Genomic DNA, 16,505 nt, shown 5'->3' on the forward strand with positions numbered 1-16,505 from the left:
TTCTCATTATGAATTGTGAATGATGAATTATGAATTGAAATCGCGCCTGCAGGCTGAGGAGCTGAAGAACAAGGAAACCGTCCGCATCCTCTCCCTGGAGACCAGCTGCGATGAAACCGCGGCAGCCGTAATTGAGAACGGCCGGAAGATCCTGAGCAATGTGGTGTTCAGCCAGATCGACCTGCACGAACTCTATGGCGGTGTGGTGCCGGAGATTGCCAGCCGGGCCCATATGGAAGCCTGCGACCGGGTCGTGGACCAGGCACTGCGGGAAGCAGGCATGAGCCTGCAGGAAGTGGACGCCCTGGCGGTCACAAAGGGACCGGGACTGGTCGGCGCGCTGCTGACCGGCGTCAACTGCATGAAGGGACTGGCTTTTGCGGCGGGGAAACCGCTGGTGGGCGTCAATCATATTGAAGGTCACGTGAGCGCGAATTACCTGAGCCATCCGGACCTTGAACCGCCTTTCCTGTGCCTGGTGGTATCCGGCGGTCACAGCCATCTGGTGGAGGTATCGGATTACGGAACTTACCGCCTGCTGGGCCAGACGGTGGACGACGCGGCGGGAGAGGCTTTTGACAAGGCTGCCCGGGCGCTGGGACTGCCTTATCCGGGCGGGCCGCGGATTGACAAGCTGGCGGAAGAAGGCGATCCGGAAGCGTTTACCCTGCCCAGTCCGAAAACGGACGGGCGGTATGACTACAGTTTCAGCGGACTGAAGACTGCCTTCATGAATACGGTGCATACGCTGGAACAGCGGGGAGAAACCCTGCCGAAGGCGGACCTGGCAGCCAGCTTCCGCCGGGCGGTCTGCCGGGAACTGACGGCCAAGGCCAGGCTGCTCCTGGAGGAACGGGGACGGGACGGCTACAACGGGTTTGCGCTGGCAGGCGGCGTATCAGCCAACCGGGAGCTGCGGCGGATGGCCGCGGCCATGTGTGAGGATCTGAAGATTTCCCTGTTCATGCCGGAGCTGCATCTGTGCACGGATAACGGAGCCATGATTGGCAGCGCGGCATATTACAGGCTGAGGAACGGAGAACTGGCGGGGCTGGATCTGAATGCCATGCCCGCACTCAGGTTGGTATAAGAAGACACAGAGAGACCGGAAGGTAGTGTACAGCAATGAGGGAAAGGCTGAAATTCTGGAACCAGTATGGATATCAGCTGGACGTATTCAGGAAATACGCAGATGCTGTAGGGAAAAGTAACCGGGGCTCTCTGCGTGTAATCAGCGCGATTGCTGTTATCGGAGCACCGCCGGTGATCTTCTTCGGATATGCGACCCACCAGGTTCACGGCGGTGTGTATTTCCTCCTGGGCGTGCTGCTTGCCGGGATTCTCGCGGCGGTCTGTGCCTACCGCAAAACTTCCTCGAACGCGTCACTGCTGATCACGGGATATCTCCTGGGGATTACGGTGTATGCGGCAGCAATCTGGTCGGCGGTCAGTTATGATACAGATGTTTTCTGGATCGGTATTCACCTGATCGTGGGCGGATTCATGTTTGACTATGCCTGGCGCATCGGTGCGCTTCAGCTTGTGGGCTATGTCGCACTGGAGATTTCCTGGCGGGCGCAGGCCGGCGTCCAGGATTCGCTTCACAGTGCGTTTACCGTCCTGTATCTGGTGATCAGCCTGATTACGATCTATACGCTGAACCGGGCCAGGGTGGTGCTGATCACCGGCAGGGAAGAAAGCCGTCGCGCCGCCGAGACAGACCTGCTGACCGGCCTGACGGCCCGGGTGGCAGCGCAGAAGGAGATCGAAGAGCATCTGAAGACCGATGAACACGGCGTGATGATGCTGCTGGACCTGGATGGCTTCAAAAGCGTGAATGACAAGCTGGGCCATCAGATGGGCGACAAGGTACTGATTGAAGTGGCCGCGGATATGAAGGCGATGTTCCGCAACTCTGACGTGCTGAGCCGTCTGGGCGGAGACGAATTCGTCATTTATCTGAAGAGCGCTCCCGGCAAGGAATGGGTGCTGGAGCGTTCCGAACAGATGGTGCAGAAGATCAGCCGTACGGTGGGCTCCGGTGAAAACGCTGTCCGTGTGGCAGCCAGCGTCGGGATCGTGATGACGGATATGGTTGAACGATCCTACGACGATCTGTACCGCGCGGCGGACATTGCCATGTATACCGCCAAGAATGCCGGCGGAAACAAAGCGATGTTCTATACAGAAGAAATGAAACATCACAGGGAAGCCGTGGAAAGCTCCGGACAGGAGTAAGCCCTGCGGGGACAAACGGACTGAAAGATATACAGGAAACAGGGAAACATGAATGAATTTCTGAAGATCAGGGGTGCCCGTGAGCACAACCTGAAGAACATTTCTCTTCAAATACCGAGAGATAAGCTGACTGTGATTACGGGACTGAGCGGCAGCGGCAAAAGCTCGCTGGCCTTCGACACGATATACGCGGAAGGCCAGCGCCGCTATGTGGAGAGCCTGACCAGCTATGCCCGGCAGTTCCTCGGCCAGATGGACAAACCGGACGTGGACGCCATTGAAGGCCTGAGCCCGGCGATTTCCATTGACCAGAAAACAACGGGGCGGAATCCCCGTTCCACGGTTGGCACCGTGACAGAGGTGCACGACTATCTGCGCCTGCTCTGGGCGCGGATCGGTGTGCCGCACTGCCCGGTCTGCGGCCGGGAGATCCGGAAGCAGTCTGTGGATGAAATCGTGGACGCGGTCTGCGCCGCGCCGGAGGGGACCCGGATGCAGGTGCTCAGCCCGCTGGTCCGCGGACGCAAGGGGGAGCATAAGGATCTGCTTTCTTCCGCCCGCAAGAGCGGTTATGTCCGTGTGCGGATTGACGGGGAAATGTATGACCTGGAGGACACTCCGGAGCTGGACAAAAAGAAAAAGCATACCATTGAGATTGTGGTGGACCGCCTGATCCGCCGGGATACGGATGAGTTCCGCCACCGCCTGGCGGAGGACGTGGAAACCGCTTCCGTGCGGGGCGCTGGACTGGTGATCATCGACTGTATGGATAAGGGCGAAACGCTGTACAGCATGAACTATGCCTGTCCGGACTGCGGCGTGTCCATAGAGGAACTGGAGCCCCGGATGTTCTCCTTCAACAGCCCGTACGGCGCCTGCCCGGCCTGCAGCGGCCTGGGCATCCGGATGAAGATCAGCCGGGAGGCGATTTTCCCGGATGAGCGGGTGACCCTGCGGGAAGGCGCCATGAACCTGATGGGTTTCAATGCCGCGGAAGATAACGGCATTGCGGCTCAATACTTCGGCGCCATGGGAAAGAAGTACGGCTTTACGCTGGATACGCCCCTGGAGGAGATCAACGGCGAGGGCATGGACGCCCTGCTGTACGGCACCGGGGATGAAAAGATCAGCATTACCTATGAAGGCGCCCGCGGCATGCGGGAATATACCACCAGCTTTGAGGGGATCATCCCCACGCTTGAGCGGCGCTACAAGGAAACCACCTCAGACGCCATGAAGCAGGCCTATGAGGAATACATGGCGGAGGAAACCTGTCCGGAATGCGGCGGGCAGCGCCTGAAGGCGGAAGCCCGGGCGGTAACCGTGGGCGGAAAGAGCCTGCCGGAAGTCAGCGATATGAGCATCCAGCAGGCCAGGGAGTTCTTCGCGAACCTGGAGCTGAGCGGGAATGACCGGATTATTGCGGCACAGATCCTGAAGGAGATTGACGCCCGGCTGGGCTTCCTGTGCGACGTGGGCCTGGAGTACCTGACCCTCAGCCGCGGCGCGGGTACGCTTTCCGGCGGCGAAGCGCAGCGCATCCGCCTGGCGACCCAGATCGGCAGCGCCCTGATGGGGGTTATGTATATTCTGGATGAACCCAGCATCGGCCTGCACCAGCGGGATAACGCGAAACTGATCGCGACGCTCCGCAGGATGCGGGACCTGGGCAACACCGTGATTGTGGTTGAGCATGATGAGGAAACCATGCTGGCCGCGGACTGGATTGTGGACGTGGGTCCCGGCGCGGGACTGCACGGAGGCTATATTGTGGCGGAAGGCACGGCGGATGATATCCGCGCCTGCCCGGAAAGCCTGACCGGTCAGTACCTGAGCGGGAAAAAGGTAATTCCGGTACCGACGAAACGGCGGAAGCCCACGGGCTGGCTGACGGTCCGGGGTGCGGAAGAACACAACCTGAAGCATATTGACGTGCGGGTTCCGCTGGGCGTGCTCACCTGCGTGACGGGTGTCAGCGGCAGCGGCAAGAGCAGCCTCGTCAATGAGATTATCTATAAGAACCTTGCCAGGAAGCTGAACCGGGCCAAGACGCGTCCCGGCCGCTTCGAAAGCATGGAGGGCCTGGAGCTGCTGGACAAGATCATCATGATCGACCAGAGCCCCATCGGCCGGACGCCCCGGAGCAATCCGGCCACCTATACCGGCCTGTTTGACCTGATCCGCAAGCTGTTTGCCCTCAGCCCGGAAGCCAAGGCCAGGGGCTATAAGGAAAACCGTTTCTCCTTCAACGTCAAGGGCGGCCGCTGCGAGGCCTGCCAGGGAGACGGTATGAAGCGGATTGAGATGCACTTCCTGCCGGATCTGTATGTTCCCTGTGACGTCTGCCACGGCCGCCGGTATAACCGGGAGACCCTGGAAGTCACCTGGCAGGGAAAGAATATCAGTGAAGTGCTGGATATGACGGTGGAGGAAGCCCTCGGCTTCTTCGAAAACCATCCCCAGATCACCCGCAAGCTGGAAACCCTGTATGACGTGGGCCTTGGCTACATGAAGCTGGGCCAGGCCTCCACCACGCTCTCCGGCGGTGAAGCCCAGCGCGTGAAGCTGGCGACAGAGCTGAGCCGCAGGGCGACCGGTAAAACCATTTACCTGCTGGATGAGCCGACCACCGGCCTCCATATGGCGGACGTGGACCGGCTGATCCAGGTGCTTCAGCGGCTGACGGACGCCGGAAACTCGGTGCTGGTCATCGAGCATAACCTGGATGTGATCAAGGTATCGGATCATATCATTGACCTGGGTCCGGAAGGCGGCAGCGGCGGCGGTACCGTCGTGGCGGAAGGCACTCCGGAACAGGTGGCTGCGGTAAAGGGATCCTATACCGGGGAATACCTGAAAAAGGTGCTTTGACGGTCAGCGTGAGAACGCTATATACATTGACAGGTACGGTTCGGAAAGATACAATGGGCATGCAGGAATAAATGCTTTCTGAGCATGCATATACGAACCGGAACAGACGGGAAAAACCCGAGAGGAGATGATACGATGGCTTGTACCGCACTCGTTGGCATCAACTGGGGCGACGAAGGAAAGGGCAGAATGGTAGACCTGCTGGCGGAGGCCTTCGACATTGTTGTCAGGTTCCAGGGCGGCGCCAACGCAGGACATAAAATTATCAACCAATTCGGCAAATATGACCTGCACCTGCTGCCTTCCGGCGTATGCCGCCCCGGCGTGGTCAACATTCTGGGAAACGGTGTTGCGCTGGATCCGGAAACATTGATCAAGGAAATAGAGGATCAGAAGGGAATCGAGATTACCCCCGACAACCTGATGATCAGTGAGCGGGCGTCCCTGCTGCTGCCCTGGCACAGGGAGATTGACGTGCTGGAGGAAGCCCGGCTGAAGGATAAACACGACGGCTCCACCAAGCAGGGTATCGCGCCCTTCTACTCCGACAAGAACCAGAAGAAGACGATCCTGGCCGGGGAATTATTCTATCCGGAACGGCTGAAAAAGCATGTGAAAGAGCTGTGCGCCTGGAAGAACCTGACCCTGGAAAAGATTTACGGCGTCAAACCGGCTTCCGAAAAGGAACTGATGGCCTGGCTGAATAAATACAGTGAGCAGATCAAGCCCTTTATCAGGAATACCCGGGACTACCTGATCAAAGCGGAAAGCGATCACAAGCGCATCCTGTTTGAGGCTCAGCTCGGCGCCCTGCGGGATCTTGACTTCGGTATCTATCCCTACACGACGTCGGTCAGTACGCTGGCTTCCTACGCGCCGATCGGCGCTGGGGTTCCCGGTGTGGAGGTTGACCGGGTGATCGGCGTCATCAAAGCATACGCCACCTGCCTGGGCGACGGTCCTTTCGTGACCGAGTATACAGGCAAGAAGGGTGATGCGTTCCGCAAGATGTGCGGCGAGGATGAACCGGAAGGCGGACGTACCGTCCGTATCGGGCCGATCGACTTGGTGGCAAGCAAGTACGGTACCGAAGTTCAGGCGGCCACGGAACTGGCGCTGACGAAGCTGGATATGCTCAGCGACCTGGACGAGATCCCGCTGTGCGTCGGTTATAAGCTGAACGGTCAGGTGATTACGGATATGCCTTTTGCCGCCGCACTGGATGACTGCGAGCCGGTTTATGAGACCATGAAGGGCTGGAAGTGCGATATTTCCACCGTCCGTCACTGGTGGGACCTGCCGGAAGAGGCAAAGGCTTATGTCAACCGGCTTGAGCATGCGGTCGGATGCGTGATCCGCTGGATTTCCGTCGGACCGGAACGCCACAGTATCATTCGCCGCGGATAATATGCTGTCATTCATGCAGCCTCCTGTGATACGGGAGGCTGCATTTTTGCGGCGGAAAAGCCCCTTTTCCTTGTAATGCTTGACTCGCTTATATCACCGGTGCTATAATGCTATGTATTTTTTACCGACATGAGGTACGATTCTGGGAGGGATTCGATGTCCGGGCATTCCAAGTGGCACAATATTCAGGCTAAAAAGGGCAAGGCAGACGCGCAGCGCGGAGCGGTTTTCACAAAGATCGGCCGCGAAATCGCCATCGCGGTTCGCGAAGGCGGCGCCAATCCGGAGTCCAATGGCAAGCTGCGCGATATTATCGCCAAAGCGAAGGCCAACAATATGCCTAATGATAACATTCAGCGCTCCATCAAAAAGGCAAGCGGTGAGCTGAGCAACGTGGTGTACGAAGAGATCACCTACGAAGGCTATGCTCCCGGCGGCGTCGCGGTTATCGTGGACTGCATTTCCGACAACCGCAACCGCACCGCCAGCGATGTGCGTCACTGCTTCGCCAAGTATGGCGGAAACCTGGGCACCACCGGTTCCGTTGGTTTCATGTTTGACGAACGCGGCGTGCTCGTGGTGGAACGGGAACCCGGCAGCGACGAGGACGAGATGATGATGATCGCCCTGGAAGCCGGCGCGGAAGACGTGAAGGTGGATGACGATGTCTTTGAGATCGTGACCGCCCCCAACGACTTCAGCACCGTCCGGGAGAACCTGGAAAAGCAGGGAATTTCATTCCTTTCCGCTGAAGTGGCCAAGATTCCGCAGAACACCGTGGCCGTTTCCGATCCGGACACCGTCCTGAAGATCCAGAAGATGCTGGATCTGCTGGAGGAGAACGACGACGTGCAGAACGTGTACCACAACGCGGATCTGCCGGAAGAAGAGGAGGACGAATAAATCCATTATTCGTCAATTCAGAATTCAGAATTAAGAATTCAGAATGAATAGCTCAACATGACAATGTACCCGATGACCTGATATCGGAATGTTGGAATGGCTATGAGCATATATACAGCCCGAGAGTGGGCATGAAGGCCGATATCCGGGCAGCCGGGTATCGGCTTGTTCTTTCTCTGGAAAACAAAGGGGGATTTTCGCATGACGATGCTGGAAATCATTGAAAAGAAAAAGTTCGGGCAGGAGCTGACAAAGGAGGAGATCACCTTCTTTGCGCAGGCGGCTGCGGAAAAATCCGTACCGGATTATCAGCTTTCAGCCCTGCTGATGGCCATCCGCCTGAACGGGATGACGGACCAGGAGACCACGGACCTTACGCTGGCAATGCGCGACTCCGGGGATATTGCCGACCTGTCCGGGATTCCCGGAATCAAGGTGGATAAACATTCCACCGGCGGTGTAGGTGATACCACCACGCTGGTGCTGGCACCCCTGGTGGCGGCCTGCGGCGCGCCCGTGGCAAAGATGAGCGGCCGGGGCCTGGGCCATACCGGCGGAACGCTGGATAAGCTGGAGTCCATTCCCGGACTCAGCGTTGCCCTGCCCGTGGAGGATTTCATCCGCCAGGTGAAGGAAATCGGCGTGGCCGTGGTCGGCCAGACCGGGCATCTGGCGCCCGCGGACAAAACCCTGTACGCCCTGCGGGACGTGACGTCTACTGTGGACTCCCTGCCGCTGATTGTTTCTTCCATTCTCAGCAAAAAGCTGGCTGCCGGCTCCGATGCCATCGTGCTGGACGTGAAAACCGGTTCCGGCGCGATTATGCATACCCTGGAGGACAGCCTGAAGCTGGCGCAGAACATGGTGCGGGTCGGCGAACTGGCCGGAAAGCCCATCGTGGCGCTTGTCAGCGGTATGGACCAGCCGCTGGGCACCCATGTGGGCAACGCACTGGAAGTGAAGGAAGCCATCGATATCCTGGCCGGCCGTGCCGGCGGGGATCTGCTGGAGGTTTCCCTGACCCTGGGCGGCTTTATGCTGCACCTGGCCGGAAAGGCGGAAACGCCGGAAGCCGGACAGGCCATGATGAAGCAGGCCATTGATTCCGGCGCCGGCCTGGAAAAGCTGAAGCAGATGATCGCGGCCCAGGGCGGCGATCCGTCCGTCTGCGACGATGTGACCCGCCTGCCTCAGGCAAAGGTAATCCGGCCTGTGACCTGCGGCACATCCGGCTGGGTTTCACAGATGAATACCATGGCGCTGGGTCTTGCGGCCCAGGCAATGGGAGCCGGACGGATGAAGGTGGACGATGAACTGGATTACTCCGTAGGCTTTGTGCTGCAGGTGCGGATCGGCGACCGGGTGGATGCCGGTACGCCGCTGTGTGTGCTGCATGCCCGCAGTGAAGAGGACGCGGACCGGGCGGAAGCTGCTATCCGCGCTGCCATCACGATCGCACAGGAGCCCTGCGGCCGGGTACCCAACTTCCATGCGGTGGTGACTAAGGACGGCATCCGCAGGCTGGGGGCGGATGCATGAATAAAGTTTTCCGGCAGGGGATCCGTCAAGGGATCCCGATTGCCCTGGGATACCTGAGTGTTTCTTTTGCCTTTGGCATGAAAGCGGTCAGCGACGGGCTGACTGTGCTGCAGGCGGTGCTGATTTCCATGACCAACGTGACCAGCGCGGGCCAGATTGCCGCGGTACCGCTGATGGTGGGCGGCGCATCCCTGGCGGAGATGGCGCTGACCCAGCTGACGATCAACCTGCGCTACGCGCTGATGAGCCTGTCCCTCAGCCGGAAGCTGGACGGAAGCATGGGTACGCTCCAGCGCATGATTTTCTCTTTTGCCAATACGGATGAGATTTTTGCGGTCGCCTCTTCCCAGCCGGGAAAGGTGGGCAAGTATTATCTTTACGGCCTGATGCTGACCCCGTGGATCGGCTGGTCGCTGGGCACCTTCCTGGGTGCCGCTGCCGGAACGTTGCTGCCGGAGTTTGTCCGCACGGCGCTGGGCATTGCCATCTACGGCATGTTCCTGGCCATTATCCTGCCTCCGGCACGGAAGAGCCGTCCGGTGCGCTTTGTGGTGCTGGCGGCGGTGGCGCTGAGCCTTTGCTTCCATTATATTCCCGGACTGAATACGGTTTCCTCCGGGTTTGTGATTATTATCTGCGGCGTAGCCGCGGCTGCACTGGGTGCCTGGCGGTATCCGGCGGAGGAGGATGCCGCATGAAATGGAATATGTTTCTGCCTTACCTGGCTGTTACAGCCGGTGTGACTTACCTGATCCGTATGCTGCCGCTGACGGTGTTCCGCCGGGAGATTAAAAGCCGGTTTGTCCGGTCCTTCCTGGCCTATATCCCTTACGCGGTGCTGGGGGCCATGACTTTTCCGGATGTGTTTTATTCCACGGGGGATATGCGCACGGCCATCTGCGGCGTTGCGGTGGCAGTGCTGCTGGCCTGGCGCGGACGGAGCCTGCTGACGGTGGCTGTGGCCGCCTGCGTTGCGGTAGCGCTGGCCCAGGGATTCCTGCTGCTGGTATAAACGGTTGAATGAGGAGGATGGAACGATGGGCTTACAGGAAAGACTGTCCGCCTGCCTGCGGCAAGCTGTGGAAAACCATGAAGCGGCGGGCGTCAGCCTGCTGGTTTTGAAGAATGGCAAGGAACTCTGCCATGCCCGGGAAGGATATGCGGATATTGCGGCCGGGAAACAGCTGCGCCGGGATTCCATTTTCCGCCTGTACAGCCAGTCCAAACCTGTGACGGCGGCCGCTGCGATGATTCTTGTGGACCGGGGTATCCTGGACCTGATGGCGCCGGTGGAACAATACCTGCCGGGCTTTGCCAATCCCCGGGTGGTGGAGGCGGACGGAACAATCCGTCCGGCGATCCGCGGCCCGTGGATCCTGGACCTGCTGGGAATGACCTCGGGCCTGTGCTATCCGGATGCGGATCCGGCGGGACAGTATGCCGCCCGCATCTTTGATGACAACCATGCGCAGATTCTCGCCGGCGGCGGAATGAGCACGCTGGATTTCTGCAACAGACTGGGAGAGCAGCCGCTGGCCTTTGAACCCGGAACCCGCTGGCGCTACGGAACCAGCGCGGACATCCTGGGCGCGGTGATTGAGGCGGCTTCCGGCAAGCGCTTCAGCGAATTCCTCCGGGAGGAGCTTTTTGAGCCCCTGGGGATGAAGGATACGGCCTTCTGGGTGCCGGAGGAAAAACGGGACCGGCTGGTGACCTGTTACAAGCGGGTGCCCGGCAGCCTGGAAACCTTCAGCAGCCTTCACCTGGCTGTGGGACAGTATGACCGGGAACCGGCTTTCGAGTCCGGCGGCGCCGGACTGGTTTCCACCCTGGACGATTATGCGGCATTTGCCAATATGCTGATAAACGGCGGCAAGGCGGCCGGCGGGCGGATCCTTTCCGAGGCGGCGGTGCGGTATATGACAACGCCGCAACTGACCGGAAGCGTCCGGAAGGACGTCTGGGACAGCCTGGGCGGATACAATTACAGCTGCCTCATGCGGGTCTGTGACCATCCGGGCCGGGCGGCGATGTTCACCGTTAAGAACGAGTACGGCTGGGACGGCTGGCTGGGCACCTATTTCGCTAACCTGCCGGACCAGGGGATTACCTTCCTCCTGGCCCAGAATGTGACAGACATGGGAACGGGCGCGGTGACCCGGAAATGCCGGAATATTCTGGCTGCGTGTATGGACTGCTGATGTATCGGCAGTCCTTCTTTTCTTTACAATCCGGCAAAAAATTGTATAATGAATCCATCCGCATATGTTGAGCGCCGGGAGCATACGCACCGGACGCAGGAAAACGCGGAAATACATTTTTACGACGGGTATCCTGAGTGAACCCGAACGGAGGTATTCTTATGACAAACACAACAAGGCGCACGAAACTGGCGAGGATGACGCTGCTGGCTATGCTGGTAGCGGTTTTGATCGTCCTGGCCTATGTGAACATTCCCATGCCCATGGGTCTGTCCATCACCTTCAACATGATTCCTGTGGCCATTGCCGCCATGGCGATGGGGCTGCCCGGAGGCATGATCATCGGCGGTGCTTTCGGACTGATCAGCTTCCTGCAGTGCTACGGCATCTTCGGCGTAAGCGGAATGGGTGTGGCCCTGGTGACTGCCAATCCCGGTTTCGGCTTTGCCTGCCTGATGTTCATCCAGCGGTTTGTTTCCCGGGTGCTGGTGGGCGTCCTGGCCGCGCTGGTTTACCGGGGCATCAGCCGGACGAAGGCTCCTCTGTATGTGCGGGGCCTGGCCACCGGTTTCGCGGCGGCGCTTTTCAATACCATCTTCTTTATGACGCTGCTGGTACTGCTGTTCAGCCAGACCGCCTATATGCAGAACGCGATGGCCGGCAGAAGCGTCCTGGCTTACCTTGTTGCTTCTGTGGGTGTGAACGCTGTGGTTGAAATGATCGTAGCCGCTGTGGTTACCGGCGCCGCGGGCGTTGCGCTGAAAAAAGCACGGCTGATCTGATTTTAAAAAGGAGAAAACCGTCATGATTCTGACCATGGACATCGGGAATACCAATATCAAGACCGCGCTGTTCGACGGGAAAGAAATGTATAAGTACTGGCGTATGTCCACCAATATTACGTCCACTTCGGACGAATACGGTGTACGCCTGATGTCCATGTTTGCCCATGAGGGCGTCTCCCCGGATGTGGTGGAAGGCATTGTGGTTTCCAGCGTGGTGCCCACAATCAACTACACGATTGAGCACATGCTGCTGAACTACATCGGCAAGACACCGCTGTTCGTGGCTCCCGGGGTCAAAACCGGTATCAACATCAAATATGAGAATCCCCGGGAGCTCGGCAGCGACCGGATTGCCAACGCTGTCGCGGCGTATGACGAATACGGGGGGCCATGCATTTTCATCGACTTCGGCACTGCCACCACCTTCGGTGTGGTGGATCAGGAAGGTTCGTTCCTGGGCGGTACCATCTGTCCCGGTATCAAGCTGAGCAGTGAGGCGCTGGTTACCGGCACCGCGAAGCTGCCGCGGTTCGAACTGAACCGGCCGGAAAACGTCATCGGACGGTCCACCCTTACCAACCTGCAAAGCGGCATGTATTACGGTTATGTCGGCCTGGTGCGCAACATTGTGCGCAAGATCCGGCAGGAACTGGGCGAGGATGCCTACGTGGTGGCCACCGGTGGTATGGCGCTGATGATTGCCGAGGAAAGCAATGTTATTGACAAACTGGACGGCCTGCTGACCCTGAAGGGACTGCGGCTGATCTATGAACGAAATCGGACGGAAACGGAATCAGACGGAAGGAGATAAAGGAAAATGAAAGAGGTTGTGCTGGGACTGCTTGGACTGGGAAACATCGGCGGAGGCGTATGGGACCTGATCCGGGAATTCGGCGGGGAAGTCAGCAAGCGTACGGGCGTGAAGCTCGTGGTGAAGAAGGCTCTCGTGCTGGACAAGAAAATCCACAGGGGCAAGGAAGTACCGGATGAGGTGCTGACCACAGAAAAGAACGATATTCTGGAAGATCCGGAAATTGATATCGTCTGCGAATTCCTGGGCGGAGAACAGCCCGCGGCTTCCATGATGCTGCGCGCGCTGGAGAACGGCAAGTCCGTTGTCACCGCGAACAAGATGGCGCTTTCCCTTCATTTTGATGAACTGCGGGAAATGGCGAAGAAGACCGGTGCCGGCCTGTACTATGAAGCCAGCGTCGGCGGCGCGATCCCGATCATCAACGCGATCCAGACGCCCCTGATCGCAAACCACATCGAACAGATGATGGGTATTGTGAACGGCACAACCAACTATATCCTGACCCGGATGGCGGCGGAAGGCGCCGAATATGAAACTGTATTGAAGGATGCCCAGCGCCTGGGCCTGGCGGAGCCCAACCCCACGGCGGACGTGGAAGGCTATGACGCGGCCTACAAACTGAGCATCCTGGGTTCCCTGGCATTCCACAGCCGGGTGCTGGTGGAGAATGTGTACCGCGAGGGTATCACCAAGGTCAATTCCGAAGATATCGCCTTCGGCCGGGAGATGGGCTATGTGCTGAAGCTGCTGGCCATCGGCAAGGACAACGGCGATTCCATTGAAGCCCGTGTGCATCCGGCTTTCCTGCCCGCGGATCATCCGCTGGCCCGGGTGGACGGCTCCCTGAACGCTGTTTATCTCTACGGTCATTCCTTCAAGGACATGATGCTGGAAGGCCGCGGCGCCGGTGACGCTCCGACTGCCAGCGCTATCGTGGGCGACATTGTCCAGGCTGCGCAGAACGCGGTGCATCCCATGCCTGTGATGCGCAAGGATCCGCTGCCCGTGGCGGACGACTGGTACAGCAAGTACTTCATCCGCATGAAGGCCAAGGATGCCCCCGGCGTTCTGGCTGAAGTGGCCGGCCTGCTGGCGAAGGAAGAGATTTCCGTTTCCGCCATGACGCAGAAGGATGCCGGTCCGGATGGAAAGGCGACCCTGATCATCATCACTCATATGGCTCCCGAAAAGGCCGTGCAGCGTGTGGTGAAGGCGCTGAATCCCGAAATCTGCAAGGTAGAGAACGTTATTCGAGTTGAAGGATGATAATTCATTTGATTCTGCAGACATACAGAATTGTGAATTGTGAATTATGAATTGTGAATTGAAAGACACCTGGATCCTTTTCGATCTGGACGGAACGCTGACTCAGTCAGAGGAAGGCATCTGGAACTGTGCGAAACACGCGGTGAAGGAGATGGGCTTTCCGGAACCGGATGCAGCGACCCTGCGCAAGTTTATCGGGCCGCCGCTTCTGTATTCCTTCCGGACCTTCCTGGGCATGACCGAGGAACAGGCGGAGGAGGCGCAGCGGATTTACCGTGCCCGCTACACCACTGTCGGCATGTATGAAAACCGGGTGTATCCCGGCGTGCGGACGATGCTCCGGACTCTCTGGAAACAGGGAGCCAAACTGGGCGTCGTGACCGGCAAACCTGCCTATCCGACAGGAAAAATCCTGGAGCACTTTGGCTTTGACCGTTTCCTTTCCACGGTTGTCTGCGCGACAGACGCCCGGGCGGAAAAGGAACACCTGATCCGGGAGGCCCTGCCGGAAAATCACGGCGAGGTCTGGATGATCGGCGACCGCTGCTTTGATATGGAAGGCGGAAAAGCGGCCGGGGTTCATACCCTGGGGGTCACCTACGGCTACGGCAGCGAACAGGAACTGCTGGAAACCGGCGCGGAAAAGATCGCGCATACGCCGACGGAAATCCTGGACATTCTGTGTCCGGACGCGAAGCCGGAGCGGGGCGCTTTCCTGTCTGTGGAAGGACTGGACGGCAGCGGCAAGGGAACCCAGATTGAACGGCTTTCCGATGCCCTGGACCGCTGGGGCTTTGAAGTGGTGCATACCCGGGAACCCGGCGGAACTCCCATCGGGGAAAAGATCCGGGATATCCTGCTGGATCGGGAGAACACCGGCATGACGGATATCACGGAAGCGCTGCTTTATGCGGCTTCCCGTGCCCAGCACGTGCGGGAAAAAATCATTCCGGCGGTGACGGAAGGCAAAGTGGTGCTCTGTGACCGGTTCCTGGATTCCTCCGTGGCCTACCAGGGCGGCGGAAGGCAGCTGGGAATCGATGAGATCCTGCAGATTAACGCGCCGGCGGTGGAGAATACCCTGCCGGACCTGACGGTATACCTGGATATCAATCACCGGGAGGCGCTGCGGCGCCGCTGCGCGGCCAGCGAGCCGGACCGGATGGAAATGGAAGCGGACAGCTTCCATGCCCGGGTGGAGGACGGCTATCATGAGCTGATTGCCCGTGATCCGGAACGCTTTGTGGTCGTGGATGCGACCAAATCCCGGGATGAAATTGCAGCGGAGATACAGGAAAAGGTACTGACCCGTCTGATGGAGAACGAAAAGTGAGCGAACGCATCGTAGTCGGCATGAGCGGAGGCGTGGATTCCTCCGTAGCGGCCCTGCTTCTGAAGGAGCAGGGTTACGATGTTGTGGGCGTCTTTATGAAAAACTGGGAGGAAGAGGACATCAACGGCACCTGCACAGCCGAAGAGGACTGGCGGGACGTGCGGGATGTCTGCGACCTGATCGGTATTCCGTATTACAGCGTCAACTTTGCCAAAGAATACTGGGACCGGGTCTTTTCCTATTTCCTGAAGGAATACCGGGCGGGCAGGACGCCGAATCCGGACGTGCTGTGCAACCGGGAAATCAAGTTCAGGGCTTTCCTGGATTTTGCCATGACGCTGGGGGCAACCCGCATGGCGACCGGACACTTCGTCCGCACCAATGAAGCGGGGCAGCTGCTGAAGGGATCGGATCCCAACAAGGACCAGAGCTATTTCCTTTATATGGTCCATGCGGAACAACTGAAGAAAGCCATTTTCCCGGTGGGCGGCATGACCAAGGAGCAGGTGCGGAAGATCGCGGAGGATCGGGGCCTGCCGGTCAGTAAAAAGAAGGATTCCACGGGCGTGTGTTTTATCGGGGAACGGAATTTCAAGAAGTTCCTCTCAGAATACCTTCCGGCGCAGCCCGGCGATATGGTGTCGCCGGAGGGCGAAGTGGTCGGACGGCATGACGGCCTGATGTACTATACCCTCGGCCAGCGCCGCGGGCTGGGCATCGGCGGCCGGGGAGACGGCCGCAGCTGGTTTGTCATCGGCAAGGACCTGGAGAAGAACCGGCTGCTGGTAGCCCAGGGAGAAGATCATCCCATGCTTTACAGTACGCAGAGCGTTGCGGAAGATGTGACCTGGGTCGGGGAAGCCCCGATGAAGGAAGGCGAAACCATCACCTGTACGGCCCGCTACCGTTACCGCCAGCCGGATCAGCCGGTGGAGGCCACGCTGAGGGAGGGCAGGCTCCTGCTGCATTCCCTTGTGCCCCAGCGGGCGGTGACTCCCGGCCAGAGCGCGGTGCTTTATGATGGAGATATATGTCTTGGGGGAGCTATAGTTACTGAGGTTGTTGATCCGGGCTGCGTTGACCCGGATAACAGATAAATAAAAGGGAAAACTGATTCAATAAGTCCGTCAGATGCCATATGGTTTTTT

At 58.7% G+C, this 16,505-nt stretch carries 14 protein-coding genes; all 14 read left to right on the forward strand.

Annotation, left to right across the window (positions count from 1 at the left end; translation table 11 throughout):
• Positions 1-22 precede the first annotated feature (22 nt).
• The 14 genes from tsaD (at position 23) to mnmA (ending at position 16,454) form a co-directional block, all read left to right on the forward strand.
• On the forward strand, positions 23-1,090 hold the full coding sequence (tsaD, locus tag JRC49_08520) for a tRNA (adenosine(37)-N6)-threonylcarbamoyltransferase complex transferase subunit TsaD (protein QTE69856.1): 1,068 nt from the start codon (positions 23-25) through the stop codon (positions 1,088-1,090).
• Positions 1,091-1,125: 35 nt separating this feature from the next.
• On the forward strand, positions 1,126-2,238 hold the full coding sequence (locus JRC49_08525) for a diguanylate cyclase (GenBank protein ID QTE69857.1): 1,113 nt from the start codon (positions 1,126-1,128) through the stop codon (positions 2,236-2,238).
• A gap of 48 nt (positions 2,239-2,286) precedes the next feature.
• Complete coding sequence (uvrA, locus tag JRC49_08530; GenBank protein QTE69858.1) at positions 2,287-5,109, forward strand: excinuclease ABC subunit UvrA; 2,823 nt, start codon at positions 2,287-2,289, stop codon at positions 5,107-5,109.
• A 135-nt stretch (positions 5,110-5,244) separates the two neighbouring features.
• Positions 5,245-6,516 carry an adenylosuccinate synthase gene (locus JRC49_08535; GenBank protein ID QTE69859.1) on the forward strand — a complete coding sequence of 424 codons (1,272 nt, stop codon included), beginning with the start codon at positions 5,245-5,247 and terminating at the stop codon, positions 6,514-6,516.
• Positions 6,517-6,672: 156 nt separating this feature from the next.
• A complete protein-coding gene (locus tag JRC49_08540) occupies positions 6,673-7,419 on the forward strand; it encodes a YebC/PmpR family DNA-binding transcriptional regulator (protein QTE69860.1) in 747 nt (248 codons plus the stop codon).
• Between the two features lie 207 nt (positions 7,420-7,626).
• Positions 7,627-8,958 (forward strand): thymidine phosphorylase, encoded by a 1,332-nt coding sequence (locus JRC49_08545; protein QTE72850.1) that lies wholly within the window; start codon positions 7,627-7,629, stop codon positions 8,956-8,958.
• Positions 8,955-9,656: an AzlC family ABC transporter permease gene (locus JRC49_08550; protein QTE69861.1), complete on the forward strand. Its 702-nt coding sequence runs from the start codon at positions 8,955-8,957 to the stop codon at positions 9,654-9,656. The genes JRC49_08545 and JRC49_08550 overlap by 4 nt, the downstream gene beginning before the upstream one ends.
• A complete protein-coding gene (locus JRC49_08555) occupies positions 9,653-9,970 on the forward strand; it encodes an AzlD domain-containing protein (protein QTE69862.1) in 318 nt (105 codons plus the stop codon). The genes JRC49_08550 and JRC49_08555 overlap by 4 nt, the downstream gene beginning before the upstream one ends.
• Positions 9,971-9,995: 25 nt before the next feature.
• Positions 9,996-11,159 carry a beta-lactamase family protein gene (locus JRC49_08560; protein QTE69863.1) on the forward strand — a complete coding sequence of 388 codons (1,164 nt, stop codon included), beginning with the start codon at positions 9,996-9,998 and terminating at the stop codon, positions 11,157-11,159.
• 197 nt (positions 11,160-11,356) lie between these two features.
• Positions 11,357-11,941: an ECF transporter S component gene (locus JRC49_08565; protein QTE72851.1), complete on the forward strand. Its 585-nt coding sequence runs from the start codon at positions 11,357-11,359 to the stop codon at positions 11,939-11,941.
• Between the two features lie 22 nt (positions 11,942-11,963).
• Positions 11,964-12,755 carry a type III pantothenate kinase gene (locus tag JRC49_08570; protein ID QTE69864.1) on the forward strand — a complete coding sequence of 264 codons (792 nt, stop codon included), beginning with the start codon at positions 11,964-11,966 and terminating at the stop codon, positions 12,753-12,755.
• A 6-nt stretch (positions 12,756-12,761) separates the two neighbouring features.
• Positions 12,762-14,024, forward strand: a complete 1,263-nt coding sequence (locus JRC49_08575; GenBank protein ID QTE69865.1) for a homoserine dehydrogenase — start codon at positions 12,762-12,764, stop codon at positions 14,022-14,024.
• 46 nt (positions 14,025-14,070) lie between these two features.
• A complete protein-coding gene (locus JRC49_08580) occupies positions 14,071-15,357 on the forward strand; it encodes a dTMP kinase (GenBank protein ID QTE69866.1) in 1,287 nt (428 codons plus the stop codon).
• Entirely contained in the window at positions 15,354-16,454 is a 1,101-nt protein-coding gene (mnmA, locus tag JRC49_08585; protein ID QTE69867.1) for a tRNA 2-thiouridine(34) synthase MnmA, read from the forward strand. The genes JRC49_08580 and mnmA overlap by 4 nt, the downstream gene beginning before the upstream one ends.
• The last annotated feature ends 51 nt before the right edge of the window (positions 16,455-16,505 follow it).

Source organism: Clostridiales bacterium FE2011, from assembly GCA_017569305.1.
Classification (GTDB): Bacteria; Bacillota; Clostridia; order Christensenellales; family Aristaeellaceae; genus Aristaeella.